The organism is Aliidiomarina sp., from assembly GCF_022565475.1.
Lineage (GTDB): Bacteria > Pseudomonadota > Gammaproteobacteria > Enterobacterales > Alteromonadaceae > Aliidiomarina.
Window position 1 is genome coordinate 151884 of record NZ_JAIUMR010000006.1, and the last position, 26308, is coordinate 178191.

At 50.1% G+C, this 26308-nt stretch carries 23 protein-coding genes and 4 tRNA genes; 22 read left to right on the forward strand and 5 right to left on the reverse strand.

Annotated elements, in window-relative coordinates; translation table 11 throughout:
- The first annotated feature begins 81 nt into the window (after positions 1–81).
- Together ompR and envZ are read left to right on the forward strand one after the other, a co-directional pair.
- On the forward strand, positions 82–807 hold the full coding sequence (ompR, locus tag LAT77_RS07210; RefSeq protein WP_290563884.1) for a two-component system response regulator OmpR: 726 nt from the start codon (positions 82–84) through the stop codon (positions 805–807).
- Between the two features lie 3 nt (positions 808–810).
- Positions 811–2118: a two-component system sensor histidine kinase EnvZ gene (gene envZ / locus LAT77_RS07215; protein ID WP_290563885.1), complete on the forward strand. Its 1308-nt coding sequence runs from the start codon at positions 811–813 to the stop codon at positions 2116–2118.
- Here envZ and sthA read toward each other — a convergent pair.
- Together sthA and yrfG are read right to left on the reverse strand one after the other, a co-directional pair.
- Positions 2078–3502 (reverse strand): Si-specific NAD(P)(+) transhydrogenase, encoded by a 1425-nt coding sequence (gene sthA, locus LAT77_RS07220; RefSeq protein WP_290563886.1) that lies wholly within the window; start codon positions 3500–3502, stop codon positions 2078–2080. The two genes, envZ and sthA, sit on opposite strands and share 41 nt — an antisense overlap.
- Positions 3503–3590: 88 nt before the next feature.
- Positions 3591–4256 (reverse strand): GMP/IMP nucleotidase, encoded by a 666-nt coding sequence (gene yrfG / locus LAT77_RS07225; RefSeq protein WP_290563887.1) that lies wholly within the window; start codon positions 4254–4256, stop codon positions 3591–3593.
- Between the two features lie 79 nt (positions 4257–4335).
- Here yrfG and nudE point away from each other — a divergent pair, with 79 nt between their 5' ends.
- Both nudE and cysQ read left to right on the forward strand, forming a co-directional pair.
- A complete protein-coding gene (nudE, locus tag LAT77_RS07230) occupies positions 4336–4914 on the forward strand; it encodes an ADP compounds hydrolase NudE (RefSeq protein WP_290563888.1) in 579 nt (192 codons plus the stop codon).
- A gap of 7 nt (positions 4915–4921) precedes the next feature.
- Entirely contained in the window at positions 4922–5755 is an 834-nt protein-coding gene (gene cysQ / locus LAT77_RS07235; protein ID WP_290563889.1) for a 3'(2'),5'-bisphosphate nucleotidase CysQ, read from the forward strand.
- A 3-nt stretch (positions 5756–5758) separates the two neighbouring features.
- On the opposite strand, the gene LAT77_RS07240 is transcribed toward cysQ, so the two are convergent.
- The gene (locus LAT77_RS07240) at positions 5759–5980 is read right to left on the reverse strand and encodes a YheU family protein (protein WP_290563890.1); all 222 of its coding nucleotides are present in this window, start codon (positions 5978–5980) and stop codon (positions 5759–5761) included.
- A gap of 138 nt (positions 5981–6118) precedes the next feature.
- Here LAT77_RS07240 and ptrA point away from each other — a divergent pair, with 138 nt between their 5' ends.
- The gene (gene ptrA, locus LAT77_RS07245) at positions 6119–9022 is read left to right on the forward strand and encodes a pitrilysin (protein ID WP_290563891.1); all 2904 of its coding nucleotides are present in this window, start codon (positions 6119–6121) and stop codon (positions 9020–9022) included.
- A gap of 59 nt (positions 9023–9081) precedes the next feature.
- On the opposite strand, the gene LAT77_RS07250 is transcribed toward ptrA, so the two are convergent.
- Entirely contained in the window at positions 9082–11028 is a 1947-nt protein-coding gene (locus tag LAT77_RS07250; RefSeq protein WP_290563892.1) for an ATP-binding cassette domain-containing protein, read from the reverse strand.
- A 117-nt stretch (positions 11029–11145) separates the two neighbouring features.
- Here LAT77_RS07250 and LAT77_RS07255 point away from each other — a divergent pair, with 117 nt between their 5' ends.
- Positions 11146–11355, forward strand: a complete 210-nt coding sequence (locus tag LAT77_RS07255; RefSeq protein ID WP_290563893.1) for a YheV family putative zinc ribbon protein — start codon at positions 11146–11148, stop codon at positions 11353–11355.
- A gap of 23 nt (positions 11356–11378) precedes the next feature.
- On the opposite strand, the gene queG is transcribed toward LAT77_RS07255, so the two are convergent.
- Positions 11379–12521, reverse strand: coding sequence for a tRNA epoxyqueuosine(34) reductase QueG (gene queG / locus LAT77_RS07260; protein WP_290563894.1), 1143 nt, complete (start codon positions 12519–12521; stop codon positions 11379–11381).
- 41 nt (positions 12522–12562) lie between these two features.
- On the opposite strand from queG, the gene LAT77_RS07265 reads away from it, so the two are divergent.
- The 16 genes from LAT77_RS07265 to LAT77_RS07340 all read left to right on the forward strand — a co-directional run.
- Positions 12563–14116 (forward strand): NAD(P)H-hydrate dehydratase, encoded by a 1554-nt coding sequence (locus LAT77_RS07265; RefSeq protein ID WP_290563895.1) that lies wholly within the window; start codon positions 12563–12565, stop codon positions 14114–14116.
- A gap of 39 nt (positions 14117–14155) precedes the next feature.
- Complete coding sequence (gene tsaE / locus LAT77_RS07270; protein ID WP_290563896.1) at positions 14156–14629, forward strand: tRNA (adenosine(37)-N6)-threonylcarbamoyltransferase complex ATPase subunit type 1 TsaE; 474 nt, start codon at positions 14156–14158, stop codon at positions 14627–14629.
- A gap of 44 nt (positions 14630–14673) precedes the next feature.
- Complete coding sequence (locus tag LAT77_RS07275; protein WP_290563897.1) at positions 14674–15987, forward strand: N-acetylmuramoyl-L-alanine amidase; 1314 nt, start codon at positions 14674–14676, stop codon at positions 15985–15987.
- 2 nt (positions 15988–15989) lie between these two features.
- The gene (gene mutL, locus LAT77_RS07280) at positions 15990–17855 is read left to right on the forward strand and encodes a DNA mismatch repair endonuclease MutL (protein ID WP_290563898.1); all 1866 of its coding nucleotides are present in this window, start codon (positions 15990–15992) and stop codon (positions 17853–17855) included.
- A 44-nt stretch (positions 17856–17899) separates the two neighbouring features.
- A complete protein-coding gene (gene miaA, locus LAT77_RS07285) occupies positions 17900–18859 on the forward strand; it encodes a tRNA (adenosine(37)-N6)-dimethylallyltransferase MiaA (protein WP_290563911.1) in 960 nt (319 codons plus the stop codon).
- A gap of 229 nt (positions 18860–19088) precedes the next feature.
- A complete protein-coding gene (gene hfq, locus LAT77_RS07290; protein WP_290563899.1) occupies positions 19089–19334 on the forward strand; it encodes an RNA chaperone Hfq in 246 nt (81 codons plus the stop codon).
- A gap of 35 nt (positions 19335–19369) precedes the next feature.
- Positions 19370–20665 (forward strand): ribosome rescue GTPase HflX, encoded by a 1296-nt coding sequence (gene hflX, locus LAT77_RS07295; protein WP_290563900.1) that lies wholly within the window; start codon positions 19370–19372, stop codon positions 20663–20665.
- 44 nt (positions 20666–20709) lie between these two features.
- Positions 20710–21891: an FtsH protease activity modulator HflK gene (gene hflK, locus LAT77_RS07300; RefSeq protein ID WP_290563901.1), complete on the forward strand. Its 1182-nt coding sequence runs from the start codon at positions 20710–20712 to the stop codon at positions 21889–21891.
- A 3-nt stretch (positions 21892–21894) separates the two neighbouring features.
- On the forward strand, positions 21895–22782 hold the full coding sequence (hflC, locus tag LAT77_RS07305; protein ID WP_290563902.1) for a protease modulator HflC: 888 nt from the start codon (positions 21895–21897) through the stop codon (positions 22780–22782).
- 93 nt (positions 22783–22875) lie between these two features.
- Positions 22876–24036 carry an aminotransferase class V-fold PLP-dependent enzyme gene (locus LAT77_RS07310; RefSeq protein ID WP_290563903.1) on the forward strand — a complete coding sequence of 387 codons (1161 nt, stop codon included), beginning with the start codon at positions 22876–22878 and terminating at the stop codon, positions 24034–24036.
- Positions 24037–24106: 70 nt separating this feature from the next.
- Positions 24107–25405: an adenylosuccinate synthase gene (locus tag LAT77_RS07315; RefSeq protein ID WP_290563904.1), complete on the forward strand. Its 1299-nt coding sequence runs from the start codon at positions 24107–24109 to the stop codon at positions 25403–25405.
- A 154-nt stretch (positions 25406–25559) separates the two neighbouring features.
- A tRNA-Thr gene (locus tag LAT77_RS07320) sits at positions 25560–25635 on the forward strand.
- 19 nt (positions 25636–25654) lie between these two features.
- A tRNA-Tyr gene (locus tag LAT77_RS07325) sits at positions 25655–25739 on the forward strand.
- Between the two features lie 40 nt (positions 25740–25779).
- Positions 25780–25854 (forward strand) — tRNA-Gly (locus LAT77_RS07330).
- 16 nt (positions 25855–25870) lie between these two features.
- A tRNA-Thr gene (locus LAT77_RS07335) sits at positions 25871–25946 on the forward strand.
- A 121-nt stretch (positions 25947–26067) separates the two neighbouring features.
- A partial coding sequence (locus tag LAT77_RS07340) for a GTP-binding protein (protein WP_290563905.1) occupies positions 26068–26308 on the forward strand: 241 nt, incomplete at its 3' end.

The window sequence follows — 26308 nt, forward strand, 5'->3', positions numbered from 1 at the left end:
GTAAACATTGTACTTACCTGTTTGTCGACCGATGTATGCCGTGAATAGAGTAAAATAAAAATCACCCAAAAGGGGACGGGAATGGCCGAACCAGAAGAGCGAATTTTAGTCGTCGACGACGATATCCGACTTCGGACCTTGTTGGAACGTTATTTGACCGAGCAGGGATTTGCTGTTCGCGTTGCCGCTGATGGAGCGCAGATGGACCGATTGCTTTTGCGTGAAAACTTTAATTTGATGGTGCTTGATCTCATGCTACCTAATGAGGATGGCATCAGTATTTGCCAGCGACTGCGAGCTGCTGGCAATCAGCTGCCGATCATTATGCTAACAGCTAAGGGCAGTGAAATGGATCGGATTATTGGCCTTGAAAGTGGAGCCGACGACTATCTCGCAAAGCCGTTTAATCCGCGGGAATTGCTTGCGCGGGTGAAAGCGGTATTGAAACGACAGTTGCGCGAAGCTCCGGGAGCCCCAACAGCGGAAGCTGACGATATTTGCTTCGGTGAGTTCCGCTTTAACACCTCGACACGGGAGTTGCACAAAGGTAAGCAGCTCCTGAGTTTGACCAGTGGCGAGTTTGCCGTACTCAAAGCGTTAACGACGCACCCACGAGAACCTCTCTCACGCGACAAACTGATGCATTTAGCGCGCGGCCGAGACTATGGCGCATTGGAGCGCAGCATTGATGTTCAGGTGTCGCGTTTGCGCCGCATGATTGAAGCAGAGCCTTCTAAACCACGTTATTTGCAAACCGTTTGGGGGCTTGGCTATGTGTTTGTTCCTGACGGTAAAGAGAGCCCTTAGAACATGCGAGGTTGGCTACCAAAAACGTCATTTGCTCGAACAGTTAGTTTAATTGCTGCGGTCCTATTGGTAAATTTAACCCTAACTTATCTGCTTTTTTCTGCCTATGTTCTTAAGCCTGGCGTGCAGCAATTGGTACGTTCAGTGACCAACCACACCGAAGTTGCGGAATGGTTAGATGCTCATCCTGATCCTTTGGTACGCATGAATGTGGCTGACTTGAGTCAAGTGCGAAGTTTTAATGGCCTTGCTGCAGAAGATGCCGGTTTAGCTCGTGCTCAACATTATGATTGGCTATCGCGCATGGTGACAGCTGAAGTCGGACGACCAAGTGAAATTCGTGTGGCGACCCAAGATGGTGTTTCGATATGGGTGAACTTTGATGGTCAGGAACAATGGTTCCTCGTGCCGATGGATGAATTGAATGACGCTCAATTTTGGCCATTAATTTGGTTACTTGGTGTGATCGGTTTGGTGAGCGTATTCGCCGCCGCTTGGTTTGCTCGGTCATTGAATCGCCCGCTTGAACGATTACAGTTCGCCGCGGAACAAATTGTACAAGGTGCGAATCCCGATCCACTGCCAGAAATAGGGACCGTGGAGTTAGTTAAAGTGACCCGTGCGTTTAACCGCATGGTTTCTAATTTAAACCGTATTGATGATGACCGTGCGTTGTTACTTGCTGGTATTTCTCATGACCTGCGAACGCCATTAACGCGGATCCGTTTAGCGGCTGAGATGATGGATCCGAATGACTTATTAGTCGAAGGGATTATTCAAGACGTTGATGACTTAAATAGTATTCTCAGCCAATTTAGCGATTTCGCCAGAGCGAGCGAGCGGGTCGGGTTTAGTTTTGTAAATTTGAATGAATTGATCGAAGAGGTCGTCGCCGCCGAGCAATTTTTAGCGCGCGAGGAAATTAGCTTGCACCTGCAGCCGGTGCCTGATGTTGAACTGCAACCGGTCGCAGTCAAGCGCATTTTAACCAATTTAGTCATGAACGCCAAGCGCTATGGCAAGCCACCCATTGAAATTGAATCAGGGCTGTCACTCGACGAAGAGCATATTTGGTTTAGTATCCGCGACCAAGGTGCCGGCATTGCTGATGAACAAGTGGAGGCCATGTTTACGCCATTTACGCGCGGGAATACGGCGCGGAATGACGAAGGAACGGGGCTTGGTTTAGCAATTGTGAAGCGATTTACGCAGATGCATCGAGGCCGAGTTGAAGCCCGCAACGATCCCCGTGGCGGGCTAAAAATTCGAGTTACACTTCCGCGTTACCCGAATGCGGAGGCAATCGATTAAGGCCGTTTAATGCAGCGACACGATAAGCCTCAGCCATAGTGGGGTAGTTGAATGTGGTATTGATGAAATATTCAATGGTATTTCCCTCCCCACTCTGTTCCATAATGGCTTGACCGATATGAATAATCTCCGAGGCACGCTCGCCAAAGCAATGAATGCCGAGAATTTCTTTGCTTTCACGATGAAAGAGTATTTTCAGACTGCCGACTAAACTGTCGGCAATTTGCGCTCGCGCGAGGTGCTTGAATTGCGCTCGTCCAACTTCATAGGGGACATTTGCCGCGGTCAGCTCTTCTTCGGTAGCACCTACGGAACTAATTTCTGGAATGGTGTAGATGCCGGTTGGAATGTCAGAAACAAGCTTAGTGTCACAGCGACCGTCAAGCAGAGCAGTTGCAGCAAAGCGACCTTGGTCGTAGGCGGCACTGGCGAGGCTTGGGTAGCCGATAATATCGCCCACGGCGTAAATATGCGGAATTTCGGTCCGATAGTTTTCATCCACTTCCAGTTGTCCGCGGTAATTGGGCGTCAGCCCTACTGCTTCGAGATTTAACTTTTCGACGTTACCCGAACGACCGTTTGCATAGAGTAAGCAATCGGCAAAGATGCGCTTGCCCGATTCGGTTTCAAGAATCACGCCGTCGTCACGCCCCTCAATACGCGCCATTTCTTCTTGGTGGCGAATGACCACACCGCTATTGCGTAAGTGGTAACTTATGGCGTCAGAGAACTCTGAGTCCAAAAACGACAGCAGACGATTGCGGGTATTAATGAGATCGACTTTAACACCAAGCCCGCGGAAAATGCTGGCATACTCACAGCCAATGACACCAGCACCAAAGATAATGATGTTTTTCGGATCATGTTTTAGCGACAAGATCGTGTCTGAGTCATAAATTCGCGGGTGTGAAAAGTCAACGCCAGGCGGGTGATAGGGGCGGGAGCCGGTGGCGATGACGACATTGCCCATGGTTAGCTTGTCGACCGAGCCGTCAGGATGCAAAACTTGCACGGTATGCGAATCAATAAAGCTAGCGACGCCGTGAATCACGGTCACGTCATTGCGTTCGTAAAATGAACTGCGCAGTTTGACCTGCTTGCGAATCACCGATTCAGCATGATTGAGAATTTCCGAAAAAGTTAGTTTATGGGGCATCTGCTGGCGCGAAAACAGTGGGCTAGCATTGTATTCAACTAAACGACTGACCGAATGGCGCAACGCTTTCGATGGAATGGTACCCCAGTGCGTACAGCCGCCACCAAGCCGCGATTCAGCCTCGAACATCGCCACACGTTGACCGCGCTTGGCGAGCATCATGGCAGCACCCTCGCCACCGGGGCCTGAGCCGATTACGATACTGTCGAAGTCATATTGTGTAGCCATAGATGATCCTATTTCGTTTGTTGTACTAGTTCGCATTCATTACTTTGAATCATGAACGTCTATCCGCAATCCTGCAAGGTTAGAGGCTCTAAGCTGACACCGAAAGCGCCGGTAATTGCTGAAATGATGAAATTGCCGGATGTTGGTTAAATTGCTTCAGGGGTAAGCCGCTGTCTGGATTGGTAATGCCGACCGTGTAGCGAATACCAAATTGGCGCGCGCTGTCTAGAATATGCTCACCATCATCGATAAACAACGTACGCGCCGGATCAAATGGAAAGGCTTGCTGGAGCCGCTGCCAGAGCTCTTGAAACTCTTTGCAGTAACCAAACTCGTGAGTTGAGAACTGTCGCGGACAAAGCTGTGCAAGCGGCGTGTGTTGGTTTTTTAACGCCAACGCATCCGGGTGAGCATTCGTAAGCAGGGCAACATCTTTACCCGCAGCTTGGAGTTGCTGCAGAAAGTCTTGCGTGTCGGGGCGCAATTGAATCAATTCGGTAGTCTGTGTTTTCAGTTGCCGAATGGGTAATCCAAGCGTGCTTTCCCAATAATCTAAACAATACCAGTTTAGAGTTCCAGCGACGTCACGAAAATGTGCGACTAAGCGTTGCTGTGCTTCTTCGATCGAGAGACCATGTTGCTTGGCGTAATGGTAATGGAGTTGCTCATTCCAAAAGTGATTGTCATAACGTAAGTCGAGCAATGTGCCGTCCATATCTAATAAAACGGTATCGATTTCAGACCAATTCAACATGGGTTTGCCTATGCCTATTCTCATTGTCGGGTTTAGATAGTATGGTGAAAGGGTTAGAACAGAACTTCGTGGTATCTGCATGACGCAAAAATCCAAGAACGAAAAACAAATTCCAACGATCCTTTCGCGTCAGATTGTAGCGAAAAGTCGCCTGCTTCGCATCGAAGCAATTGATTTAAAGTTTAGCAATGGCGAGTTACGGCAATATGAACGTATGCAGGGCAGTGGCCGTGGCGCAGTCATGGTGGTGCCGTTTCTCGACGACGAGACAGTCCTCCTAGTGCGTGAATATGCCGCTGGTTTGCACAATTATCAATTAGGTTTCCCCAAAGGCCTCATTGATCCGGGAGAAACGCCGGAGCAAGCAGCGAATCGCGAGTTAAAGGAAGAAATCGGCTATGGTGTGCGCAAATTAACGACTCTGAAACAGGTTTCTATGGCACCCGCTTTTTTTTCTGCAGCCATGATCTTGTTTGTCGGTGAAGATTTGTATCCTGAGCAGTTGTTGGGTGACGAGCCTGAGCCTTTGGAAATCGTGCCATGGAAATTGTCGGAACTGGACGAATTGTTAACCCAACCCGACTTTACCGAAGCCCGCAGTGTTGCCGCGCTGCTGCTCATGCAGCGTTGGCGCGAACAACGGCAAGCAATGGAGTAGCGTACTGATGACCTTGAAGCAAGAAGAATTCAGCACACTCATCGAACCGCTGGCAAAAATTACTGAGCGCACCGGTGAACTCTTATTGGCCCACTACGACACTGGCGACTTTAAAACCTTTAGCAAAGATGACGACTCGCCAGTCACAAGCGCGGATTATGCCGCAAGTGAGTTGTTAACCAAAGAATTGCGACTGCTCACGCCGGATATTCCTGTGTTGTCGGAAGAGGCTGTACAGCCCTGGCGGGAACGCAAACGTTGGCAACAGTATTGGCTGGTGGACCCGCTCGATGGCACTCAAGAGTTTGTTGCTGGCAGTGGCGATTTTGCCGTAAGCATTGCCCTTATTCAGCACGGAAAGCCGGTACTTGGCATGATCGGTTGGCCGGTTGCCGAACGCCTTTATTTTGCAGCACTTGGTGGTGGTGCTTTCAAGCAAAGTCAAGGTCGAAAAGAACGTATCCAAGTTCGTCAATTCGAAGATCCCAAGTATGATCCAATTACGATTGCCTTGAGTCGTCGCCAACCCGAATCACGAGTGTTATCGCGCCTCGGGCAGCAGCGTCCGATAGCCATTATGCATACAGGCAGTTGTGCACTGAAGTCGGCGTTAGTGGCGGAAGGGAAAGCCGATGTATTTATGCGCATTGGACCAACCGGTGAATGGGACACGGGTGCTGCGGAAATTCTTGTTCAAGAAGCCGGCGGCCAGCTTCTAGACTTGCATTTTCAGCCGCTCACCTACAATCAAACCCAAGACACGGGTAATCCCAACTTTCTTGTTTTAGGTGATCCGTCTGTGAATTGGAGCTCAGTCTTTCCATCACCCCTTGCGGATTAAGATCTAGTCACCTTGATAATCACGCTTCAGGACAATGTTTACCGATTCATGAAGCTCTGAGAAGACAATAATCGCTTCACCGCTCTGAAGTTGCTTCCGCACATCTTCCACTTTCTCTGCTAAACTTTTCTCTTCGGTACCGTAATCCGTGCCTTCGCGTAACACAAAATGTTCGATGAGGCGGAGCAGTGTATCGTTATCGATTTCGGAGTAAGGGATTTGCATGGAATCGCTCGCTTTCTGTTGGCAGGCATAACATTCAGTTACAAAATAGCTTACCAGAATTACAGGTAAACATTGCACATTGAATGTGCACTCTGAATAATACACAACGAAAAAGTAACAATAACTATGGGAATTCTTATGTTAGTGCGTAAAAGTAAACAATCGTTGCTGAAGCACTTGCGCTCGTTCACGCTGCTGGCTTCGGCGGCTGTCGTATTGAGTGCCTGCCAGCCAGGCCCGGTCGCGCAAGGCCCAGAAACAAATATTGATCCGTATGTGATCAATACCAGTCCGAATGACCAGCGCGAGTATCGTGCCATTACCCTTGAAAACGGTGTGCGCATGGTGTTAGTCCATGATCCTGAAGCAGAAAAATCAGGTGCAGCGTTAGCCGTTTATGCGGGCAGCATGCAAAACCCAGACTCGCAGCTCGGTTTGGCGCACTACTTAGAGCACATGCTCTTTTTAGGCACCGAAAAGTATCCTGATCCAGACGAGTATGGTGAATTTATGGCGCAAAACGGTGGTATGCACAATGCATATACCGCTGATGACCATACTAATTACATGTTGGAAGTGAACAACGATGCGTTACCAGAAGCGTTAGACCGTTTTGCTGACTTCTTCAAAGCACCGATGTTTTATCCGGAGTATGCCGAAAAAGAAGTAAACGCAGTTGACTCGGAATGGTCCATGCGTCGCGCATCAGACGGCTATATTCTTTTTGCCCTGAATAATATTCTGATGAATCCAGAGCATCCGATTGCACGGTTCCGCATCGGAAATAACGAAACTTTGTCGGACAAAGAAGACAGTAAACTTCACGACGAGATGCTGGCTTTCTACGAGCGTTACTACTCAGCCAATCTAATGACCGCTTCTGTGGTGAGTAACCGTCCACTGGACGAACTCGAAGCATTAGCACGAGAAGCGTTCGCCGACATTCCAAACCGCAATGTTGAAGCGCCGGTTATTGATGTGCCGGTTGCAACTGCAGAACAGTTGGAACAAAAAATCTATTATCGCCCACAAATGGAAATGCGCTCGGTTGGCCTCGATTTCACCATCGAAAATAACCTTGAAGACTACCGTTATCAGCCGAACCGCATTGTGGCGCATTTGCTCAACTCAGAAATGCCAGGAACTCCTGCGGCTCTATTCCGTGAACTAGGCTGGATGGAAAGTATGGGCGCTGGCGCAAGCCCGAATGCTTATGGTAATGCCGGTCGCTTCCAGATTCAGGTAAGCCTGACAGAAGCGGGTATGGCCCATCGCGATACCATTATCGGTGTTGTTCTGAACTACCTTGAGCAATTACGTGCAGAAGGGATCAGCGAAGCGTATTACGAGGAAGTTGCGACCGTATTAAATAACGAGTTCACCTTCTTGCGTCGCACTGGTGCGTTTAATTATGCCACTAGCTTGGCAGCGAACTTGCTGTATTACCCGTATTCGGACGTGATTGATCATAACTATCGTCTGGACGGTTATAGCCCAGAGCGCATTAATCGGGTGTTGAACCAACTAACGACCGATAACTTGCGCGTATGGTATGTGTCGCCGCAAGAAGAAACCGATCAAGAAATGTACTTCTTCGATGGTCGCTATCGCGTTGAGGACATCACAGCCGAAGACTACGCAAACTGGCAGCAAGCAGCGGCGCAGTTTACCGTCAATCTGCCTTCGGTGAATACCTTGTTCCCAGAAGACTTAACCATGAGCTCTGAAGAAGTCACAGAGAAGCCGGTTGAAATTCATGCAGAGCCGGGCGTTTCTGTCTACCTGAAACGTAGCCATCGCTTTGCTGAGCCGCGTGCAGAAGTGCTCGTGCAGATGTATCAGCCTTGGACTGACAAATCACTCCGCGAGCAAGTTGCGGTGCAAGTATTGATGGACACCTTTAATTTGTCTCAACAAGCACTAGCGCGTGAAGCGTCAATTGCTGGCACCGGTTTCCGCTTGTCGGCAAGCAATGGTTTGCAATTAACCTTGACGGGCTTTAATGACCAGCAAGGTCAATTAGCGTCGCGGGTACTGGCCAGCTTCGCTGAGTTTAGCCCGAGCGAAAATGCGGTAAATCAATCTGCAGATCGCTTACGTCGTTCAGTACAGAACCAACGTTTACAGTTCCCAATGCAGCAGATGTTCCCTGCGTTTAATCAAATCATGCGCTTACCAAGTGCTGATTACCAAGATCAAATCGCCATGTTGCAAGAAATTGGATTAGACGATGTACTTGCCGCACGTGACTCGCTGCTTGCAGGCAACATCATGCGTGTATTCGTGTTTGGTAACTACAACAATGCCGACGCGATGGCTCTGGTCGAAGACGTAAAACAATACGTGACTGTGGATCCGAGCATCACCTATGCACGTTCACCCATCGTCAAGCCGACGACTGATTTGAAAGTCACTTGGCAGGATGATTTGACTCTTGAAGATACGGCCGTTTTGGATGTTTGGTTGTCGCCTCAAGAAGGTTATGGTGAGCGCGTGCGGGCTTGGGTATTGTCTGAAATGATGCATAACCGTTTCTTCACTGAGCTACGAACTGAAGACCAACTCGGCTACGCTGTCGGTGCGAATCGCATGAACATTGAAGATTACTCAGGTATTGGCTTCTACATTCAGAGCCCAGTGCGTGGTACTTCTGGATTATTGGCTCGCTTTGACGAGTTTCGTGCTGGTTATGCCGAGCGAATCGCTAACCTCAGCGATGAGCAGTTCGAGCAAGTTCGTGCGAGTGTGTTGACGGACCTCTTGCAGCCACCGCAGACACTCGGACAAGAAGCCGGCCGTTTCCGTGGTGATTGGTCAAATGAACGCTATGACTTCGACAGCACCGAGCAAATGGCTGCCGAACTGCGCGCTTTGACGAAAGCGGACATTCAAAACTTCTATCAGCGTCTGATCATGGACGGTGAAGCAGCACGCATTTTAGTGCAGCTGCGTGGTACTCGCTTTGCTGAAGAAGACTTTGCTACCTTTGACGGTGTGCAAGTGATTGAAAGCATGACGGAATGGAGTGCGTCACAGCAATAATCGCTGCGCTTTGAAATAAAAAGGCACTGTCGTGATGGCAGTGCCTTTATTTTTTGGAGCTATTCAGATTCGAGGTGTTGTAATTCTTCGCTGAGCGTCATCCATTCCATTTCGATTGTCTCAAGTTGCTCTTTTAGCTGCCCTTGGTGTAGCAATAAGTCGGTCAATTCTTCCTTTCGTGCAGCTTGATAAATCTCTGGATCGGCCAGCTGCGCTTCGACGGCTTCGAGTTGTTCAGTTACTTGTTCCAATTGCTGCTCGGCGTGTTTAACTTTCTTCCGTAAAGGCTGCAACTGTTGGCGCTTCTGTGCTGCCGCTTGGCGTTCAGCTTTGCGATTGGATGACGACTGTTGATTATCTGCAGTGGTTTTTGCATTCACAGACGCAGACAGAAGTGTCGCTTTTGCTAACGCTGCTTGCTCGTCAAGCCAACGGGCGTAGTCATCTAAATCTCCCTTAAAGGGTGCCACTTCGCGATGCGCAACGAGATAATAGTCATCGACCGTTGCGCGTAAAAAGTGACGATCATGCGAGACAATGACCATGGCCCCGGAAAATTCTTGTAGAGCTTGGATGAGGGCCTCGCGCATGTCGAGGTCAAGGTGGTTAGTTGGCTCATCGAGCAAGAGTAAGTTGGGCTTTTGATAAATCAGTAGAGCCAACACCAGACGAGCCTTTTCGCCGCCCGAAAAAGGCTCGACCGGTTCATATGCGCGATCGCCAGTAAAACCAAAGCGGCCGAGGAAATCGCGTAAACGTTGCTCTGGCGCTTTCGGGTCAATTCGATACAAATGCGTGATGGCGTTATCGTTAAGACTTAATGTTTCTAATTGATGTTGAGCAAAATAGCCTATCACCAAACCTGGACTGGCTTCACGGACACCGCCTTGTGGTGCGAGTTCACCTGCAAGAACTTTCATCAAGGTTGATTTACCTGCACCGTTGCGACCAAGCAGACCAATGCGACTTCCTGGCACCAAGTTGAGCTGAATCTTTTCAAGAATAGTGCTTTCACCATATCCGGCTTGCACTTGATCAAGCTGCATTAACGGGTTTGGTAGTTTAGTCGGTTCAGGAAAACTTAAATCAAACGGCTCTTGATCGCCAAGCGGTGCTGTGGCCGTTAGCTTTTCTAAGGCTTTGAGGCGGCTTTGCGCCTGTTTAGCCTTACTCGCCTTGGCGCGGAAGCGGTCAATAAAGCTTTGCAAGTGAGCACGTTGTGTTTGTTCTTTATCATATTGCTGTTGTTGTTGCGCTCGTCGCTCGCTGCGCTGGCGCTGGAAACTCGTGTAATCGCCTTGGTAACTGTTGGTCGACTTGCGTTCGATATGAATAATATGGGTCACGACCCCGTCGAGGAAGTCACGATCGTGAGAAATCACCATGACGGTGCCAGGAAAGCGTTTCAACCAATGCTCGAGCCAGACGATGGTATCTAAATCGAGGTGGTTAGTGGGCTCATCGAGGAGCAGGAGATCAGCACGGGCGATTAACGCTTGGGCAAGGTTGAGGCGCATACGCCACCCACCCGAAAAACTTCTTACCGGAGCTTGCAGCTGATCTTGACTAAACCCCAACCCAGTCAATAATTGTGCAGTACGTGCTTCAATATCATAACCACCGATTGCATCGAGCTGCCCATGCAAGGCGGCGACTTGCTCACCAATGCGGTGATTATCTGGTTCTGCATGCAGTTGTTGATTGAGTTGCTGCAACTGCTGTTGAATATGCGTGTAGTCTTGATCGCCCTGCATGACATAGGCCAAAGCGGGGATATCGAGTGCCGGCGTTTCTTGTGCGACGCTGGCAATCCGCCAATGTTGTGGCACTTGCAGTTGCCCCGCGTCTTCCTTAAGTTCCCCGCGAATTAACGCAAATAACGAAGACTTACCCGCACCGTTGGCGCCGACTAAACCGACACGTTGGCCCGGAAAAATGGTAAACTGAGCAGCGGCGAGGAGCTGATGCCCGCCTCGCAATAAACTTAAGCCGTCGGCTTGGATCATAAACAGTTGGTCCAGAAAATTGAAAATCGTCGTAATGAGGCGTAGTTTACCTGAGTTCGCTAGCGCTCGCAGCCATACTCAGCGAAAAGCGCAGGATACTTCACACGAGGAATACTTATGTCACGCAGTCGTAAGCGTTTTATAGCCGGTGCCACTTGTCCCCAGTGCAAGGCTCAAGACACCTTAATGGTGTACTTAGAAAATGACCAGGAGCAGGTCACCTGTGTCGAGTGTGATTACCAAATGAGCGAAGCTGAGCGCGAGCAAGAGAAGAAAGGTGCCGCAGTCTCAGTTGACCAAGTGATCGGCATCTTTAAACCGCAATAGCGCATTGTGATTCGCCGCGCGACTTAAGCGTCGCGCGGTAAACCTTTTTCAATTACTCGAATAAGCCGTTGTTTTAATCGATCTGCAGGCTTCTCGGCTTGTGTTAGACGCGCTTCAAGTTGCGCCAAAGCCCAATCAATATGCTCTTGCACCAAAGCAGTTGCATGCGGCCGTTGTTGAGCCAGTGCACTGATCATGGCTTGACTTGCTGGCGCATTACCCATGGCAACGGCTAAATTCCGTTGCCATTTTTCGAAGCCAATCCTGCGGATTGGTGAGCCTTCAGTGATACGCAGGAAATCCGCTTCGGTCCAACGCCACAATTCAATTAAATTGGGTTCATGCAGCTCGTGGCGAGGTAAAAAGTCAGTTTCTGGCGTTGGCGTGGCATAGCGATTCCATGGACAAATCAACTGACAGTCATCGCAACCATAAATTCGATTCCCCATGGCTTGCCGGAATTCGACCGGTATTGCACCGCTGTGTTCGATGGTTAAGTAACTGATGCAACGGCGTGCATCAATCACATAAGGCTCAACAATCGCCTGTGTCGGACAGATCGTGATACAAGCCGTGCAACTGCCACATTGTTCGGGTTGTGGTTGGTCAATCGGTAAGGGTAAGTTAATCAATAGCTCGCCGAGGAAAAACCAAGAGCCGTCCTTGCTGTCCATCACGAGCGAATGTTTACCGGTCCAACCTAGCCCAGCTTTTACCGCTAAAGGTTTCTCAAGAATTGGCGCTGAGTCGACAAACGGTCGAAATTCAGCTGTCGTGACTTCGGCTTGAATGCGATCACCGAGTGCCTTCAGGCGCTTGCGCATCATCTTGTGATAGTCACGCCCCAAGGCATAACGACTAATATAGCCGAGCTGCGGCTGTTTTAAGACCTGAGCGAACTTAGCCCCTTTGGGGAGGTAGTCCATACGGACACAGATTGCGCGAACACTTCCGGGCTGCAACTCAGCAGGACGCGCGCGCAACATGCCGTGGCGCTCCATAAAATGCATGTCGCCGTGGTACTGCTTGTCGAGCCACTGCTGCAGGGTCGCTTCATGCTCGCTGAGGTCGAGATCAGTAATTCCGACCTGCTGAAAGCCCAGCTCAAGTCCCCATTGTTTAATTTTTTCGGCAAGAGCGTGGTAGTCCAGTGGTTTATTCCTCATAGAATGCGATAGACTGAGCATATTGCTCAGAGGATTCGCCAATGCACACTTGGTTAAACACAAGCATACCACAGCAAGTTTATCGGCCGGAACAGGTACGCGACTTCGAAGCGGAGGCTGCGCAGCGTTCTGGTGTTGATTTGTGGACCTTGATGCAGCGCGCCGGTGCGGCCGCGTGGGAGGCATTGGCCGATGCGTTACCGCAGTCCGCTGCGATCACGGTGTTATGTGGCACTGGCAACAATGGCGGTGACGGTTATGTGCTCGCCAGTCTCGCCAAACAGGCGGGATTTTCTGTTCGTGTGTGCGCGCATGGTTTTCCAGCGAGTGACGATGCGCGTCGAGCGCTGCAGCTGTGGCTCGACGTTGAGGGTGATGTCGAGCCATTGCAGGATTGGCAAGAGGGCGAAAGTGATTGGCTGGTGGACGCACTACTTGGCACGGGTTTACAACGTGATGTCAGTGGTGAACTCTTCGAGTGTATTGCTTCGGTGAATGATAGCGGTTTGCCAGTTTTGGCGATCGATGTGCCGAGCGGGTTACACGCAGACACAGGTAACGCTTTAGGTATTGCGGTACAAGCACGAAAAACCGTTACTTTTGTCGGTGTGAAACGAGGATTGCTCACCGGTGATGCTGCGAATTATGTCGGTGAACTCGCCTTCAGTGACCTTGGCATTCAGCGTGAATTCCGTTTATTGACCGAGCCAGCTGCTTGGTGGCTGCAGCCCGTTCAGCTGCAACATGATTTACCGCGTCGTTTACCGGTCTGCCAGAAAGGTGATTTTGGTCATGTCGTGATCATTGGTGGCAGCCGCGGCATGGCAGGCGCAGTGCGTATGGCCGCAACTGCTGCATTGCGTGTTGGGGCGGGTAAAGTGACAGTTATTTGTGCAGTGGGTAACGAGTCGATTATCGGTCAACAACCTGAGATTATGGTGATTGCTGCCGATGCCAATGAAACGCTCGCTGAACGATTGCTCGAACAGGCGAGTGTTATTGCGATTGGACCGGGCTTGGGACAAAGTGACTGGGGCAGAGCATGGTGGCAAAAATTTTGTCAACGTTCTTATGAACGTGATCTGACCGCTGTTGTTGATGCTGATGGCTTGAATTTGCTGGCACAATACGCTGGTGAAAAGGGCATGCAGCCTGCAGAGGGAATGATTTACACGCCTCACCCAGGCGAAGCAGCACGTCTTTTGCGTGCACAAGTCACTGAAATTCAAAAGAACCGTTGGTTAGCGGCGGATACGTTACGCGAACAATTACAAGGAACTGTGGTCTTAAAAGGCGCAGGAACGGTTGTCGCGGATGGTGATGAGCAAACGTTCGCGGTGTGTACACAGGGAACACCGGCAATGGCAACCGCAGGCATGGGTGATATTTTAACTGGCGTTATTGCTGGCTTGTTAGCACAACGACAGAGTGGTGGCTTTCCGACCTCGACCGCTGCCATTACTCGGCTTGCGGTACTCATGCATGCCTGTGCCGGCGAACAGGCAGCAGGACGACTTGGTGGGATCTCACGCGGGTTGCTAGCGACGGACTTACTTGCCGAATTGCCCGGTCTAGCGAGCAGCCAAAATGGTTAATAACGCATTATTTAAACTTTGAACTGTGGATCGAAGGCTTTGAAAACGATAGATTTAGTCAATGAAGAGGCAACCGAGCGATTTGCCGCTCAGATAGCGAAAATAATTAGTCAGCAGGCAGCAAATCGGCAACGATCCGTGCAAACTATTTATCTGCGTGGTGACCTCGGTGCGGGTAAAACGACGTTTAGCCGTGGCTTTATTCAGGCACTGGGTCATCAGGGCGCGGTGAAAAGCCCAACTTACACCTTGGTTGAACCGTATGAGCTGGCGACATTTCGCATCTATCATTTTGATTTATATCGCTTGGCCGACCCAGAAGAATTGGAATATATGGGGATCCGTGACTATTTTGGCGATGGGGCGATTTGTTTAGTGGAATGGCCAGAACGTGGTGTTGGAATATTACCCGCTGCGGACATTGTGATTACATTGAGACCCACAAATAGTGGGCGAACGGCGGAAATTGAAGCCTATTCGGCGATTGGGGAAGTGTTATTAAACGAGTTGTAGTCGTACTCTGGACGTGCCTATGCGTGCTTTTTAGCAGTGCTGTGATGAATGTTGTCTCAGCGCAAGCAAGCAACCAGATTGATAATGTGCGTGTGTGGCCATCTGCGGAGAAAACGCGGGTGGTATTTGACCTGTCCAGCGAAGCTCAGTATAGCTATTTCACCATATTTGATACGCAACCACATCGTATCGTTATCGATTTTCGACAAACGACGAACCAAGTCACACTGCAAAACGTGGATGTAAAATCCGACGTCCTTCGGGTTATCCGGACCAGTAATCCGCCTCAATCTGGAACAACACGGATTGTGTTGGAGATTAGTGGTGCGATTCAGCCGGAAGTATTTCCCCTCGGACCTTCCGAATTTGCTGGGCATCGACTTGTCGTTGATATTCCTGGTGCCAATAGCTCCAGAACCATTGAGCCTACTAGTGCTGCAGAAGCGCCGGCGCGGATACCCCGGACATTGGATGAAATGCCACTGCGCCCACTCATCATTGCCATTGACGCGGGGCACGGTGGTCGCGACCCAGGTTCTGTTGGACCCAATGGAACCCATGAAAAGAATGTCACTTTAGCTGTGGCGCGGAAACTCGCTGCGCGTATCAATGCGGATCCAGGAATGCGCGCCGTGCTGACTCGCACCGGTGATCAGACGTTATCCTTGGCGCAACGGACAAGTATCGCTCGGCGCGAACGTGCTGATTTTTTCGTGTCCTTACATGCCGATGCATTCACGTCGCCACAACCACGCGGAGCTTCGGTATGGATCTTGTCACATCGACGTTCCGAAACAGAACTTGGTCGGGCATTGGAGAATAAAGAGCGCTTGAGTGAAGAGCTCATCGATGTCGAACATTTATTACAAGGCGAGGAAGAAGATCCGTTTTTGAATCGAGCCATTCTTGATATGTATCGGGACAGTTCGATGGCGGGTGGATTTGAAGCTGCGACCATTTTATTACGCGAGCTTGGCGGCGTTACCACGTTGCACCGCAGTCGGCCAGAAGCGGCAAGCTTTGGTGTGCTGAGTTCATTACGAACGCCGTCCGTATTGGTAGAGTTAGGTTTTATTTCTAACCCCCAGAAAGAACGGTTACTGATTAATGGCAATCATCAAGATCGCTTGGCTGATGCTCTTTACCGCGGCGTTCGCGAATATTTTCTGCGCAACCCGGTGGAAGGTACAGTATTGGCAGCGACCGATATTCGGACGCATGTGGTCAGCCGCGGCGAGTCACTCTCTGTGATTGCGCAAAGGTATGGCGTCACAGTGGATGCAATTCGGCGGCAGAATAACTTAACGGGCAACACCATTCGGATTGGCCAACGCCTCGAAATTCCTGTGGCGAGGTAAAAATGGCGATTCGATTATTACCGGCACAATTAGCCAACCAAATTGCGGCCGGCGAGGTGGTTGAACGCCCAGCATCCGTCGTCAAAGAACTGGTGGAAAATAGTCTTGACGCTGGCGCGACACAAGTCTGGATTGATATCGAGAAAGGTGGCGCTCGGCGAATTCGAATTCGTGACAATGGCAGTGGTATCGAACGTGATGAACTGACCTTGGCTCTGAGCCGTCATGCGACTAGCAAGATTGCGACGCTGGACGACCTAGAAGCGATTTTAAGTCTAGGCTTTCGCGGTGAAGCCTTAGCCAGTATTAGTTCGGTTGCACGCCTTCGTTTGGTGTCAAAACCGGCTGCGCAGCAAGAAGCTTGGGAAGCGTGGTGTGAAGGCCGTGACATGGAGGTGAAGCTAGCGCCGACCGCACATCCTGACGGCACCACGGTTGATGTTCAGGACTTATTTTTTAACACCCCCGCACGGCGCAAATTCATGCGCACGGAAAAGACCGAGTTTGGCCATATTGACGAAGTCGTCCGACGGATCGCGTTAGCGCGTCCGGATGTTGATATCCAGTTGAGCCACAACCAACAAACTTTGCGTCAGTTTCGTGCAGTCGCGGTGGCAAATCTTGATGAATCTCCGAGCACTGAGCAACAGCAGGCTTGGGCGCGTCGACTCGAACAAATTGTCGGTAAGCGCTTTAGTTCAGAAGCCGCATTTGTGAGTAATACGCAAAGTGCGGACGGACTTTCCATGTTTGGCTGGCTGGCGCCACCGAACGCTTGTCGTCATCAAGCGGATTTGCAGTATATTTATGTCAATGGCCGGATGATGAAAGACAAATTGCTCAGTCATGCAATTCGTCAGGCATATCAAGAGTGGCTGGCAGAGGATCGTCTACCGACCTATGTTTTGTATTTGCGTTTGCCAGCGCAGCATGTCGATGTCAATGTCCATCCGGCAAAACACGAAGTACGCTTTCATCAGGCGCGACAGGTGCATGATTTCGTTTATGCGACAGTTCGCGAAGCTCTGTTGCAGATGCAAGGGATGCAAGTGACCGAAAGTGAAGTAAGTCATCACTATCAGCAAGCAAACGAAACCTACAAGGATGCTTTTCCGGAACAGCGTCAAAGTGGGGCGGTAAAATGGCACGGGAAAGCGGCGCTCAGCGCTGGTGAAGCGCAGCATAATGAACGATATTGGTCGATGGCGGGAGGTATTCTGCCGGGCGCTCGGGCAACGGAGCCTGGTGAAAATGCGCCAGAGTCCCCTTCTGAATGGCGGGCAATGGATATTCTCCAGCACCGATACCTGTTGTTAAAGCAGGGCGATGATCAACTGGCGTTGTTCGACTTAATCAAAGCGCATCAGTATCTGCGCAGCCAGCAGCTCAATGAGCAGTTTTCGCAAGGGCTAAGTGGCCAGCCACTGCTCTTGCCCACTCAGATTAAAGTGGCCGCTGATCAGGCTATGCATGACTGCTATTTACATCGCCTGGGGATTCATTACCAACAGCAACGGCGTGTAGGGGACCAGCAGACCTTGCGTATTACGCATGTGCCAGCAAGTTTGCGTAAGGCAAATTTGGCTGCGGTTCTGCCGCAATTATTTGCCCAGCTTGGCAGACTCTCACCACAGCTCGAGTCGTCGTCACAGGTGCAAGCGTTAATGGACGCTGGTATTGCCAGTTGGCTAGCCGCGCATGAGCGCGAGCCAATTCATGATAAAAAGCGTGCGGAGCAGGTCTGGCAACAATTGCAAGCATGGGTGTCGATGTCTGATATTGAAACGGATTGGCTACTGCGATTGGACTGGCAAAACGCTATACGTGCAGCCGGCGCTGAAGACGTAAAACAAGGAAACTTAAAGTGACAACCGTATTTCCATGGCCTCAAGAGTTATCGCAGACGGCATTCATTGAGCACCTGCAACAAGGCGTGATTTGCATTAGCGGCCCGACAGCAGCGGGAAAGACGGCATTAGCGATGCAATTGTATGATGCTTTGCCGGTAGAATTGATTAGTGTTGATTCGGCTTTGATTTATCGCGGTATGGATATCGGCACGGCGAAGCCGAGTGCAGCGGAGTTAGAGCAATACCCACACTACTTGATTGATATTCGTGACCCTGCGGAAATATATTCAGCGGCTGACTTTCGAACGGATGCACTGGTGTTGATTGACGAGATTCGTCAGCGCGGCAATATTCCAGTGCTGGTCGGCGGCACGATGCTCTATTATCGGGCGCTGTTAGCTGGATTGTCGAATCTACCTCCTGCAGATACCAAGGTTAGGGTGGAACTACAACAACGCGCAGACACAGAAGGCTGGCAAGCGCTGCATGACGAACTGACGAAGCGTGATCCCAAATCTGCACAGCGCATTCACCCGAATGACCCGCAACGATTATTACGAGCATTGGAAGTTTTTTATATCAGTGGCAAAACAATGACTGAGCTGACGCAAACACAGCAACCGGGATTGTCGTTGCCAACTTGGCAAATCGCGGTCTCACCACCTGATCGAAAGATACTGCATCAGCGTATACAGCAGCGCTTTGACACGATGCTGGCACAAGGCTTCGAAACGGAAGTCGCCGCCCTTCGCCAACGTGGTGATCTGCATTTAGATTTGCCATCGATGCGTTGTGTTGGGTATCGTCAAATGTGGCAGTATTTAGACGGTCAACTCAGCGCAGCAGAAATGCGCGAGCGCGGCATTATTGCCACGCGGCAGTTAGCTAAACGTCAAATCACGTGGTTGCGATCGTGGACCGGACTGCACTGGCTAAACCCGTTAGAAGCGGATGTCATGGGGCAATTGGTCGCAATTTTAGCGGAGCAACCTTTGCCCTCAGCGGCATGGCTGCATGAATAATTAAGAAAAGTATTGAAATATTGAAAAAAGTCACCAAATCTATTTGGACGAAAATGACATTTTGTTGCTAAACTCTGTGTTAGTTTACCAAATGGTAATATTATTTCGCTGCTGTCGTGTGTCCCCCAATTTGGGATTAGGCAGTCATCTGGCGGAACGAGTGTAAACAAGGAAGCTGAATAACTAGCAGTTGGCGGCCGTAACAATTCTAATAAATAAGGAGCCAAACATGGCCAAGGGGCAAACTTTACAAGACCCTTTTTTGAACGCTTTGCGTCGGGAAAGAATTCCGGTATCAATCTACTTAGTCAACGGTATTAAATTACAGGGACAAATTGAATCGTTTGATCAATTTGTTGTGCTGTTAAAAAATACGGTTAGCCAAATGGTTTATAAACATGCAATTTCTACAGTTGTTCCTGCGCGTACTCCCACGCAATATCCGCCAGCAGCGGGTCAGGACGGCGACGAATAATCTGTTTGTAGTCGAACAGTATAGGAGCGGCTTGCTTGTTTGAGCGGTATGAAGGTGGCGAGCAAGCCGTGTTGGTTCATGTTGATTTCCCACATGAGTCTGCACGCGAAGATCTCGAAGAATTAAAATTACTTGTGTCCTCAGCCGGTGTTGAAGCGGTTGGTGTGATCACGACTGCAAGAAAGTCCCCCGACTCACGTCTATTTATTGGTTCTGGGAAAACGGAAGAAGTAGCGGCGCTCGTACAAAGTACTGGTGCTGAGGTGGTTATTTTTAATCACGCGTTGTCGCCTTCTCAAGAACGTAACATTGAACGTGTCGTGAAAGCCCGAGTGCTCGACCGTACCGGTCTGATTCTTGATATTTTTGCTCAACGCGCCCGTACTCACGAGGGTAAGTTACAAGTTGAGCTCGCTCAGTTGCGTCATGTCTCGACCCGATTAATTCGCGGCTGGACGCATTTAGAACGGCAAAAGGGTGGTATCGGCCTGCGCGGACCGGGCGAAACTCAGCTCGAGACCGACCGCCGCTTAATTCGCGGTCGGATTAAACATATTCTCGCGCGTCTCGATAAAGTTGAGAAGCAGCGTGAACAAGGTCGACGTTCGCGGCAGCGAGCGGAGATCCCGACCATAGCGTTAGTGGGCTATACTAATGCGGGTAAATCCACCTTGTTTAACCGCTTAACGAATGCGGATGTCTATGCTGCAGATCAGTTATTTGCGACCTTGGACCCGACGTTAAGAAAATACGAACTCCCGGACGTTGGCGCAGTCATATTTGCCGATACAGTTGGATTTATTCGGCATTTACCGCACGACTTGGTTGCCGCATTTAAGGCCACTTTACAAGAAACGAAAGACGCAGATTTGCTCCTGCACGTGATGGATTGCCATGACGAGCAAATGGCCGATAATCGTCGTGAGGTCGACTCGGTGTTGACCGAAATTGAAGCGACGGACGTGCCGCAACTCTTGGTTATGAATAAGCTCGATTTAGTGCCAGATATTTCGCCACGAATCGTGCGTAACGAACAAGGTAAACCGCAGGAAGTTTGGCTTTCGGCGCAAACGGGTGAAGGCATTGATCTGCTGCGTGAAGCCTTGCATGATTTGTTGGCGCCCGAATTGGTGATTACCACCTTAAAATTATCGTCAAACTCGGGTAAATTACGTAGTAGCTTATACGCGATGCATTGTGTCACCGAAGAACGCGCACAGGACGATGGAGATGTGTTACTATCGGTGCGAGTGCCTGCCATCGAATGGCAGCGATTATTGAAACAGTTTGGAGATCAATTGACGCGTTCACTGCAGAACGAAGTGGACTGAGCGCGTTGGTTTTGTGTTTAACTTGGCATTTGCTGGAGTAATCAATGGCCTGGAATCAACCGGGAAATAGCGGCAAAGACAAAGATCCTTGGAATCAAAACAACCAAGGCGGCAAGGATCAGGGACCACCTGATCTTGACGAAGCTTTGCGCAACTTGATGGGAAAATTGGGGCTAGGCGGCAAAGGCGGTGGCGGCGGTCAACAGTCTGGCGGCGGCTTGCCGATGAAAGGACTAGGTTTCGCCCTGGTCTTGCTTGGTGTCATTTGGTTTATCGCAGGTTTTTACACTGTAAAAGAAGCAGAGCGCGGTGTAATTTTGCGTTTTGGTGCGTACCATAACGAAGTGACGTCAGGTCTGCATTGGCGTCCTGTGTTTATCGATAGCGTGACGAATGTCGACGTCAATAACGTCAGCTCGCAACAAACGTCGGGCTTCATGTTGACCGAAGACGAAAACGTTGTTCGTGTCGAACTGGCCGTACAGTACCGGGTCATGAACCCGCGCGCTTACTTGTTTAATGTTGAAGGCGCAGACAATAGTTTATCGCAAATCACCGACTCAGCATTGCGTTATGTGATTGGTCATAACACCATGGACAACATCTTGACCGTCGGTCGGGAAGAAATCCGTCAGCAGACCTGGGAAATTATTGACCGGTTGAGTGAGCGTTATGATATCGGTATTCGCGTGATTGACGTTAACTTCCAAGGTGCACGTCCACCGGAAGAAGTCCGTGATGCGTTTGATGATGCAATTCGTGCGCAAGAAGACCAAGAACGTTTTGTTCGTGAAGCGGAAGCTTATGCTCGTGAAATCGAGCCGACTGCACGTGGTCGAGTTCGCCGGATGCAACAGGAAGCGCAAGCATATAAAGAGCAAATGGTTCTGCGTGCGCAAGGTGAAGTGGCACGATTCAATGAGCTTTTACCTGAGTATCAAGCAGCACCTCAGGTTACGCGTCAGCGTATCTTCCTAGAAACGCTCGAGGCAATTTACGCGGCGAATGCGAAGATCTTTATTGATGTCGAAGGTGGTAACAACATGATGTATTTGCCGCTCGATAAAATTCTCGAGCAGCATGGTGCACGTCGTTCTCAACCGCAGTTACCGATGTTGCCTTCGCAACAAAACGGTCAAGCAAGCGGTGCGACTGGGCAGCCGAGTTCAGGGCAACCGGAATCACCACGCTCGAGTAATCGGTTTTCGCCACGGGGAGGTAACTAAGCCATGAAAAATTTAATTGCTGTTATCGTCGTTCTCTTGGCTTTGCTCGGCTATTCTTCACTGTTTACAGTGCAAGAGGGCGAGCGCGGTATCGTGATTCGTTTCGGTAAAGTCGCTCAAGATGAGCAAGGCCGTGCAATTGTGTATGAGCCAGGCTTACATTTTAAACTACCGTTGATCGAACGCATCATTAAACTCGACGCTCGGATCAAGACGCTAGATGGTCAAGCGGATCGCTTCATCACCAGCGAAAAGAAAGACTTAATTGTCGACGCGTTTGTGAAATGGCGGATTGAAGACTTTGCCAAGTATTATCTTTCGACCGGCGGTGGCAATCAGCGTCAAGCTGAAGAGTTATTGATGCGTCGAATTAATACCGGTCTTCGTGCTGAGTTCGGTGCGCGGACAATTCGTGATATCGTTTCCGGTGAACGTGATGAGCTCATGGAGCAAGCGCTTATCCAAGCGTCGGAAAGTTCGAATGATTTGGGTATTCAAGTTCTTGATGTCCGAGTGAAGCAAATCAACTTGCCGACTGAGGTTAGTGCAGCGATTTATGAGCGGATGCGCGCAGAACGTAACGCAGTTGCTCGTGAGCATCGTTCAGAAGGTCGCGAGCAGGCAGAGATTATTCGCGCTGATGTCGATGCACGTGTGACGGTGATGCTTGCCGACGCTGAGCGAGAAGCACGTCAGATTCGCGGTGAAGGTGACGCAGAAGCTGCTCGCATTTACGCAGAAGTCTACAATCGAGATCCTGAGTTCTTCGCTTTCATTCGTAGCCTAGAAGCTTATCGCGCAAGCTTTGGTAGCGGTGACAGCGTCTTGGTGCTTAGCCCGGATAGCGATTTCTTCAAGTACTTTAATCAAATGCAAGTGCTTGAGAATTAATTAAGTCGTACACAAGATAAAGGGAGCTTCGGCTCCCTTTAAGTTTTTAGGATGGTGCGTCGCCATGCGTGAACGCCTTAACGGAAGACGACTATGTACAAGCAATATTACCAGCATTTTTTACAAGCGCGCCCGGAGTTACTTCATTGTGCGCCGCATAGCCATTACTATTGGCCTGATGTAACACGCGCCGCGCACCTTGCCTATTGGGATGACTCCGCGCGTTTCGCCGACGAGAAATGGTCCTATTTGTTTAGCGAGAAAATCCCGCGTTTACAACAATGCATCGCCGGCGAGCTTAATTTGGCGCAGCCAGAGCAAATTGTCTTTGCCCCGAATACCCACGAGTTTGTCTATCGTATTCTCTCCGTTTTTCCCGCCGGCAAGCCATTGAAGATTTTAACCACCGACGGTGAGTTTCATAGCTTTAATCGCCAGAGTCGCCGGCTTGAAGAGCGTGGCAACATTGACATCACTCGCGTACCTTGCGAACCGTTTGATACCTTCGCTGAACGTTGGCAAGAAGCAGTGAGCGCAAGCCATTGGGATCTCATCTTTATTAGCCAAGTTTTTTATAATAGCGGTGTTGTCGCTCCATCTCCGCAGGTATGGCTCGATGCGGTGGCGACCCCAGAGACAGTGATTGTTGTCGACGGCTACCATGGTTTTTGTGCGCTACCAACCGATTGGTCGGCCTATGCAGACCGGGTATTCTACTTAGCCGGCGGCTACAAATATGCGCAAGGTGGCGAGGGTATGTGTTTTGCCGTGGTGCCAACTGACTGTCAGTTACGTCCAGAATACACCGGCTGGTTTGCCGATTTTGCTGGTTTAGCCAAAGCACAGGTTGGGCCGGTGGCGTACGCCAACGACGGTATGCGCTTTGCCGGTGCGACCATGGACTTTAGCGCCGCTTATCGCATGATGGCAGTCTTTGAGTTATGGCAGCAAGAGGGTTTAAACACCGCCGCGCGAAATGCGTATATTAACCATTTGCAGGCGGGTTTCCTGCAGCATATCGCTAGCTTGAAGCACCCGTTGCTGCATGAAAGAAACCGTTTACACGCGAACGACGCAAACGCGCAGCATGGCCACTTCTTTACCTATCGGCTCGATAATGCAGAACAGGTCAGCGCACTTGCTGCGCAACTGCGTGAACGTGGCGTCGCGACTGACTATCGCCACGATCGCTTGCGCTTTGGTTTTGCGCTGTATCACGATGTTAACGATTATCGCACAAAAATCATTCTGTAATATGGCGCGGGTTCTGGTAGAATCCGCGCTTAATCCACCGCAAGCTAACTTTTTCTGAAACGAAATGACCATGAGCAAAAATGTTGTGATTCTCGGCACCCAATGGGGTGACGAAGGCAAGGGCAAGATTGTTGACCTATTAACCGATAAGGCGACGTACGTCGTCCGTTATCAAGGTGGGCACAATGCTGGGCACACACTAGTAATTGACGGTGAAAAAACCGTATTACATCTAATTCCTTCCGGCATTCTGCGCGACAACGTGACCTGTGTCATCGGCAACGGTGTGGTGTTGTCACCGGAAGCATTAATGAAAGAAGTGAACATGCTGGAAGCGCGCGGTATTCCGGTTCGTGAACGCTTGCTAATTAGCGAAGCCTGTCCACTCATTCTGCCTTATCACATTGCTCTCGACCAAGCACGCGAAGCTGCGCGTGGTTCAAAAGCAATTGGCACCACGGGTCGTGGCATCGGACCAGCCTATGAAGACAAAGTTGCCCGCCGCGCTATTCGTGTTGGCGACTTGCTGCACCCTGGCCGCTTAAAAGAAAAACTTGAAGAAACCATGGCACTGCATAACTTTGTGCTGAAAGAGTATTTCAAACAAGAGCCGGTGTCAGTTGAAGAGACTTTAAAGTACTGCTTAGAAATCGCAGAAATTCTGAAGCCGTTAGTGAATGATGTGGCCGGTACCCTGGAAAAAGCACGTCAAAATGGTCAGTCGATCATGTTTGAAGGCGCCCAAGGGACTTTGCTTGACATCGACCACGGCACGTATCCGTACGTGACCTCGTCGAATACGACTGCAGGTGGCGTTGCCACAGGGGCTGGTTTTGGACCGCGCTACTTGGATTATGTGTTGGGTATTGTCAAAGCCTATACCACCCGTGTTGGCTCTGGCCCATTCCCAACCGAACTCGACTGTGAAGTTGGTGAGCATCTCGGTGTGGTTGGCCACGAGTTTGGTGCTACGACCGGCCGTAAACGTCGGACGGGCTGGTTTGACGCGGTCGCCATGCGCCGTGCGGTACAGATCAACTCAATTAGTGGCTTATGCTTGACCAAGCTCGACGTACTTGATGGCCTGAAAGAAATTAAGATTTGTACCGCTTATGAATTACCTTGCGGTAGCATTGTCGACTTGCCACCCATGGCGGCGGAAGACTATGAAGTCGTGAAGCCTGTGTATGAAACAATGCCAGGTTGGAGCGAAAAAACGGTCGGCGTGACTGAACATGCAGAATTGCCAGCTGCAGCACTCGCGTATATTGCACGTTTAGAAGCAATTTTGGGTGTGCCAGTCGATATTATATCGACTGGACCAGACCGTGCAGAGACCATTGTTTTACGTCATCCGTTTGGAGCGTAAAACTAGTAAGCCCGTAATTTGTCCGATTTGCGCTTCTTTTTTGTGCCATTCACTTAAAAAATAAGCAGTCGGACAAAAAAATCAAAAAAAAACGTTTTAAGTGGTTGCAAGACTGAATTCGATCCCATAGAATTCGCACCACCTAAACGGTGGCGCCGGCATAGCTCAGCTGGTAGAGCAACTGACTTGTAATCAGTAGGTCGGGAGTTCGACTCTCTCTGCCGGCACCATTTTTTAGAAAAAATTCGTGGAGGGGTTCCCGAGCGGTCAAAGGGATCAGACTGTAAATCTGACGGCTCAGCCTTCGCAGGTTCGAATCCTGCCCCCTCCACCATTTTTTCTCGATTAGGTCCGAGGTAGCCGAGAATCTGATTGCGGGTGTCGTATAATGGCTATTACCTCAGCCTTCCAAGCTGATGACGCGGGTTCGATTCCCGCCACCCGCTCCAAGTCACAAATCAAATTGCTGATATAGCTCAGTCGGTAGAGCGCACCCTTGGTAAGGGTGAGGTCGGCGGTTCAAATCCGCCTATCAGCACCAGTGACATCCAATTCTCTTGCTCTCTCAAACCTAATCTGAAAAGCTCAACTTTTTTATTAACCAAAACGAAGCACGGCTACTTTTTTCGTACCCCGGGCGTTTCGTTGAGAGAGAGGCTGTCATGGCTAAAGCTAAGTTTGAACGTTCTAAGCCGCACGTAAACGTAGGTACTATCGGTCACGTTGACCACGGTAAAACTACTCTAACTGCGGCCATCACAACTGTCCTTGCGAAACACTACGGTGGTGCTGCACGTGATTTCGCACAAATCGATAACGCGCCAGAAGAAAAAGCGCGTGGTATCACCATCTCTACGTCACACGTTGAGTATGATACTCCTTCACGTCACTACGCACACGTAG

Excerpts from the sequence above, each read along its gene's own strand:
- queG (WP_290563894.1), bottom strand. The coding sequence starts at position 12,521 with ATGAGGAATAAACCACTGGACTACCACGCTCTTGCCGAAAAAATTAAA.
- LAT77_RS07310 (WP_290563903.1), top strand. The coding sequence starts at position 22,876 with ATGTACAAGCAATATTACCAGCATTTTTTACAAGCGCGCCCGGAGTTA.
- LAT77_RS07250 (WP_290563892.1), bottom strand. The coding sequence starts at position 11,028 with ATGATCCAAGCCGACGGCTTAAGTTTATTGCGAGGCGGGCATCAGCTC.
- LAT77_RS07315 (WP_290563904.1), top strand. The coding sequence starts at position 24,107 with ATGAGCAAAAATGTTGTGATTCTCGGCACCCAATGGGGTGACGAAGGC.
- sthA (WP_290563886.1), bottom strand. The coding sequence starts at position 3,502 with ATGGCTACACAATATGACTTCGACAGTATCGTAATCGGCTCAGGCCCC.
- ompR (WP_290563884.1), top strand. The coding sequence starts at position 82 with ATGGCCGAACCAGAAGAGCGAATTTTAGTCGTCGACGACGATATCCGA.
- LAT77_RS07255 (WP_290563893.1), top strand. The coding sequence starts at position 11,146 with ATGTCACGCAGTCGTAAGCGTTTTATAGCCGGTGCCACTTGTCCCCAG.
- nudE (WP_290563888.1), top strand. The coding sequence starts at position 4,336 with ATGACGCAAAAATCCAAGAACGAAAAACAAATTCCAACGATCCTTTCG.
- LAT77_RS07240 (WP_290563890.1), bottom strand. The coding sequence starts at position 5,980 with ATGCAAATCCCTTACTCCGAAATCGATAACGATACACTGCTCCGCCTC.
- hfq (WP_290563899.1), top strand. The coding sequence starts at position 19,089 with ATGGCCAAGGGGCAAACTTTACAAGACCCTTTTTTGAACGCTTTGCGT.
- cysQ (WP_290563889.1), top strand. The coding sequence starts at position 4,922 with ATGACCTTGAAGCAAGAAGAATTCAGCACACTCATCGAACCGCTGGCA.
- ptrA (WP_290563891.1), top strand. The coding sequence starts at position 6,119 with ATGTTAGTGCGTAAAAGTAAACAATCGTTGCTGAAGCACTTGCGCTCG.
- hflC (WP_290563902.1), top strand. The coding sequence starts at position 21,895 with ATGAAAAATTTAATTGCTGTTATCGTCGTTCTCTTGGCTTTGCTCGGC.
- LAT77_RS07265 (WP_290563895.1), top strand. The coding sequence starts at position 12,563 with ATGCACACTTGGTTAAACACAAGCATACCACAGCAAGTTTATCGGCCG.
- hflK (WP_290563901.1), top strand. The coding sequence starts at position 20,710 with ATGGCCTGGAATCAACCGGGAAATAGCGGCAAAGACAAAGATCCTTGG.
- mutL (WP_290563898.1), top strand. The coding sequence starts at position 15,990 with ATGGCGATTCGATTATTACCGGCACAATTAGCCAACCAAATTGCGGCC.
- LAT77_RS07275 (WP_290563897.1), top strand. The coding sequence starts at position 14,674 with ATGAATGTTGTCTCAGCGCAAGCAAGCAACCAGATTGATAATGTGCGT.
- envZ (WP_290563885.1), top strand. The coding sequence starts at position 811 with ATGCGAGGTTGGCTACCAAAAACGTCATTTGCTCGAACAGTTAGTTTA.
- yrfG (WP_290563887.1), bottom strand. The coding sequence starts at position 4,256 with ATGTTGAATTGGTCTGAAATCGATACCGTTTTATTAGATATGGACGGC.